Source organism: Aulosira sp. FACHB-615 (assembly GCF_014698045.1).
Lineage (GTDB): Bacteria > Cyanobacteriota > Cyanobacteriia > Cyanobacteriales > Nostocaceae > Nostoc_B.
Genome location: NZ_JACJSE010000076.1, coordinates 1 through 5,210, shown reverse-complemented (window position 1 = coordinate 5,210; position 5,210 = coordinate 1). Strand labels below are relative to the sequence as shown.

At 38.8% G+C, this 5,210-nt stretch carries 4 protein-coding genes; 1 reads left to right on the top strand and 3 read right to left on the bottom strand.

The genetic code is table 11. From position 1 onward, the window contains the following. Window positions 1–192: 192 nt before the first annotated feature. On the top strand, window positions 193–2,565 hold the full coding sequence (locus tag H6G77_RS35165; RefSeq protein ID WP_190874137.1) for an ankyrin repeat domain-containing protein: 2,373 nt from the start codon (window positions 193–195) through the stop codon (window positions 2,563–2,565). A gap of 99 nt (window positions 2,566–2,664) precedes the next feature. Here the strand turns inward: H6G77_RS35165 and H6G77_RS35160 are convergent, their stop codons facing one another. The 3 genes from H6G77_RS35160 to H6G77_RS35150 all read right to left on the bottom strand — a co-directional run bounded on the left by H6G77_RS35160 (window position 2,665) and on the right by H6G77_RS35150 (window position 4,722). After that, window positions 2,665–3,489, bottom strand: a complete 825-nt coding sequence (locus H6G77_RS35160; RefSeq protein WP_190874136.1) for a hypothetical protein — start codon at window positions 3,487–3,489, stop codon at window positions 2,665–2,667. Next, a complete protein-coding gene (locus H6G77_RS35155; protein ID WP_190672320.1) occupies window positions 3,458–3,637 on the bottom strand; it encodes a hypothetical protein in 180 nt (59 codons plus the stop codon). Before H6G77_RS35155 ends, H6G77_RS35160 begins: the two co-directional genes overlap by 32 nt. Window positions 3,638–4,083: 446 nt before the next feature. After that, entirely contained in the window at window positions 4,084–4,722 is a 639-nt protein-coding gene (locus H6G77_RS35150; RefSeq protein ID WP_190592272.1) for a Uma2 family endonuclease, read from the bottom strand. Window positions 4,723–5,210: the final 488 nt, after the last annotated feature.

Here is a 5,210-nt window from a genome sequence, read left to right as displayed (position 1 = left end):
TTTTTTGAAGATGTGCTGCAACTATTTTTTCTCGAAGATCGACAGAGTATGACTTCATTTAGAGGTATTTATATTTTAATTTATTGTACCTCATAACAGACGCAAGTGCTGTAAATAGATAAATATTGGGCATTACTGAACCAAGATGGGAAAAATGACTAAAGAGGCTGAGAATATGTAGGTATAAAATTTATGGATGAACAGCTAATTAGTGCTATTGAATCGCGGGATATTGAAGGTGTCAAAGCACTATTGACAGCAGGTGCAAATCCAAATGCTAAAAAAGGGGATGAAATTGCTTATGAACTGGCACGCTCTGGCCCTGATGAAATTAAATGTGCATTAATCGAAGCCGGGGCTGATCACCCATCCCTGAGACATTCACTGGTTTGGGGAGTAATGACAAATCGAGTCGAGACTGTGAAAGTTTTACTTGATAAAGGTGCAGATATCAACGTAGTAACATACGGTGGTAGCCTGTTAGAAAAAGCTGCCAGAATTGGCAATAGTGAAGTAGTTGACCTGTTACTTGCTGCGGGTGCTGATGTGGATAATGGCACGATGAGTTCAACGCCGTTACTCAAAGCTATTGAACATGGTAACTTTGATATTGCCTTAAAATTATTAACAGCAGGTGCTAACCCCACTCAAACACCAAAATTTGGCGGTGTAGCACCAATTGCGATCGCCGCAACCCAAGGTACAGCAGAAGTAATTAGGGCATTAATAGCTGCTGGGGCGGATGTCAATACTTTCGTCAGCCGCATTACCATCAATCGCCGAACCATTCAAAAACAAGCTGGTTCAGCATTACAAGCCGCATTTACTAGCTTAGAAACTCTGGGGAAAACTTTAGAAGCACTCGACACAGACAATTCACCACCCTTGGCGGAAGTCGAGGAAACCATTGATATTGCTACAAAGCGGGCGAAGTTGGCAACCTCTAACATGAGTAAACCAGAAAATGCCGTTGATACTTTCCCGGCAATTCTCGCTGCACGTTGCGGTCATGGAGAAGCATTAGCAGTTTTGTTAGAGGCAGGTGCTGACCCCTACAGTAAAGATGGTGAAGGACTATCAGCCTATGAATGGGCAGTGCGGAACGAACATTCACAGGTGTTAGAAGTTCTGCATCGGGTTGGAGTCGATGCACCAAGAATCAGCCCCGACGAAAATTTACTCAAAGCGGCTGAACAAGGCGATGTTAATGCTGTGCGTCATTGGTTGGCGCAAGGTGCTAATATCAATGCCCGTGACCAACGCAGGAAAACAAAGTACCGCACGCCGTTAATGTTAGCAGCATCTAACGGACATTTAAATGTTGTCAACTTGCTGCTTGAGCAAAATGCTGATATTAACGCAACTGATATTGTTGATGCTAACCAAGGCAAATTTCCTAGCATTATCTCAGACAATTATGAATCGTTAATGGCAATGGGATTCTTTTTAGGGCTAACTCCTTTGATGTTAGCTGCCATGAAAGGTTATACCAACATTGTGCAGGTGTTAATAGCAAACCAAGCCAATCTGACAACCAGAGATTGTTTTTCTAAAGATGCGTTGTGTCTAGCTTGTGTTCAAGGAAATCTAGAGATTGTACAGCTTTTAATGCAGGCAGGTGTCAATATTAACCAGCAAGATTCTGAAGGCGATACACCACTTTTGATAGCTTTGAGAAATGCCCATACAGAACTAGCAAAATTTTTAATTAATTCCGGTGCAGATGTCAACACTAAAAATCATCAAGATGTCACTCCTTTATTAGAAGCTGCACAAAAGCAGCAGCATTTTGAGCTAGTGCAGATGTTAATAGAACGAGGCGCGGATCTCAATGCTGTTTCTCAAGATGGGGACACAGCAATGACATTAGCAGATTTATTTGACAATCACCAAGTTATAGAACTACTGGTGCAGTATGGTGTGGAAAAACGACGATGGGATGAAGAAGATGATGAAGAAGATGAAGATGACAGCAGCGATGATCAACGCTGGGGTGAAGAACTACCACGTCCAGATTTTTCTCAAGCTGCCCAGAACCCAGATTATCAAAAAGCAGTGGCAGATTTAGGAGAAATTTGTGGTAGTAAACCAGTACCTATGTATGATGACATTCCTGGTTGGTTTCAAGTTCATGTCAATAGTAAACGCCGCAGCGAAATCCAAACCGAAGACTTACAACGGCAGTTTTTACAACGAAGTTGCTTTGTTTATCAACCAGATAATTACTTTGATGCCGAAGGGCCAAAACAACTGTGTATTTTGCCAACTACCAATAAATATGATGCAATTGCCGTACATCAAACAAATGGTTGTAATTATGGTGTCGGCCCTGGTTATGTAGTGGAATGGCTGCAAGAACTAGAAGCTACACAGCCTTTTATTTTAACTTTAATTGCTCACGATACATTAGAAGGTCGCTTTCTTACGCCCATTCAAGATCCAGAAAAATTGGCGGCAAGTATGTATGAATTTTGTCCCGATATTATAGACCAGGGTTATCAATCGATGCAAAAATTAGTTGAGAGTCTTCGCTCTGGAGATCGTCTCTATTTTTGGTGGGATTAAAACACATTACACCAAGCGACTGAAGTCGTGTAAAGTCGCGGCTACACAGACAAAACCCGCTTACGCGGGTTCACAACTATTGATAGACGGATTCTAGATTTATTTATTATTTCTTCTATCTAAAACCTGAGTAGATTTCGCTTCCCCATATACCATTTCTCTAGCCCAATGTTCGCAGTTATAACTTAATAAGTTCCAAAGAGGATCTTGTGAATTAAGTATTTTTTCTCGTGATGCTTGAATACGCATCTCCGTTTGAAGGTCTGAAGCGTTTTGAGGATTTTCTTGTTCAGGACGTTCTTTAAATAGCCATTCTGGTGAGTAGTGGGCAAAATGAATATATCCAATTCCCACACTTACAATTTTCCCTTCTGGTTTTACTGTTTTACCAGTAAAAAAGTGTGCAACTCTGTAACCATTAGGAGTAGCTCTGACAATACCATAATGCTCATAATCCCTATCATTTTCATCTTTACAGGGATATATAACTAAATCATTAGGACGTATTAAACTACCTTGGTTATCACAAATATCAGGCTCTCTATCTAGAAGTATTATTAGCTGTGATAGTCTGGCTATTTGAGTATCTATGATTTCAAGCAAAGGGGCTGTCCATTTTGGATTATAATTATTTATATTATTTTTAATTTCTTGGTATTTACTAATTACATGATTCTGATGGTTATGTAATTGCTGAACCGCTTGGAAATGCACAGCAGTGTGAACATTATTAAAGTTAAAATTTAATTCTATATCTAGAATATCTGCAATAGTTTGGCAAGTTTTAATAATGTTCTGGTCTTTTGTATGGTTACATATTTGAGTAATTGCATTCTTGACTGTGTTATGTTCGTATAAACGATCCTGCAAGTCAGCAAACAAACGGAGAATTTTAGAAGGATTTGAACTTATTGGAATTGACATCAGATTTCGAGTTGGTCGCTTGTGTTTTATTTTCTGTTGTCTCATTGAGCTTTTTTTCTATATGACGTTCAAAGGCTTCCAAAGCTATCTTTGATGATGAAATGCCAGTTTGCGATGCAATAATTTCACTGGTATGCTTACTAGACATAGAAATTTTTCCCTATTGAAAATATTCTGAAGTTAGACGATTAATAATTCTGTCACTTTACAAAAAATAGTTTATTTTAAAACAAAAGCCAACCGTATTATTACTCACATGCTCTCCTACTGTGTACGCACAAGATAAAAATTTGTATCCCGCTTAGAGGATACTTGGAAAGTCATGAAAAATACTAAAAAACCCTCTCCAAACCTCTCCTCGAAGCGGAGAGAGGCTTTGAAAACCCCATTACCTAAGAGGGAATGGGAGGCTCAAGGGGTTAGGTTTTTCAGATTTTGATGTTAACAATAATACTTTTCAAACATCTTCTTAGAACTAAATTTTTATACTTGCTGTAACAGTTGCGTAAGTCCTGGCTATAATATTTTGCCTAGAGCGATCGCCTTTCCCAACCAATCCTAAAGTTGTTATTACATTTGCCCAAATTATCTATCTTACAAATTATCTTCAATCCACTTCCTAAAATTACGCATAGCTTGACTTCTGCCACTTGTCAAACACTGCTGAACATACTCATTAACTAATTCAATAATCGGTATATTAGGGAAGTTAGGACTAGATTGAGATTGAATATATTTACCATCTTGGAGGACAAAAATTTCTAACCCTTGTTTTGTATATCGCCAAAGTTCAGGAACTCCTAGAATTTCATAGTTATTAAATCTAGTCCGAGATGTGATATCAACTTCAATTGCTAAATCTGGTGGTGGGTCTATATTTAAGTCAATCCTATTTTTACCAATCACAGCAGCATGATTTTGAATGTAAAAAGAGGTATCTGGTTCTACTGCTTGCCGCATTCGCTCATTTTTAAGTGTTGTAGAACCAAATGGTTCAAAATCAACCTGGAGCTTGTCTAGTAAATTTCTGACTAACTCTCCAAAAATTTCTTTATCTTTTTCATGCTCAGGTAGAGGAACCATAATTTCTAACCAACCATTACTATAAGAGATACGTGCGGCACGTTTATCTCCCATTTCTTCTAAAATATTTTCTAACTGCTGCCAACTAATATCTTTCAGCAACATTTGGTGTCCCGGTTTGACGATAATCTGTTGCAGTTTTAAAAGCATATCGCCTCTGGTTTGGGTTTAGTTTTTATTATAAGGAATGAGAGTGCGATCGCACTTCAACCACATCATAATCAGGACTTACGCACAAAGATTATCTGTGGAGATTGGGTGTAAGGGTGAAAGGGTTTGGGGCTTCGCCGTGAGCGTCAACCGAACGGTGTAAGGATTTTGAATCAGTACACCCCTATAAGAATTTCTTGTCATCAATACTGAATAGGGATGGAATCAAGCCTTACTCCTGTACTCCTCATCAATATATATAAGCTGCACTTATAAAAGTGTTAAGTAAGCTTTTTGTTATACACCTTTACAAACCTTTACAAAGTCTCTAAGATAAAAACCATCACAGGTAAAAACACCTGAAACATACATAACAAAAGCAATCATAAAGACATGACAGCAACCTTACAACAGCGCAAAAGCGCCAACGTATGGGAGCAGTTCTGCAACTGGATCACCAGCACCAACAACCGCCTGTATGTAGGCTG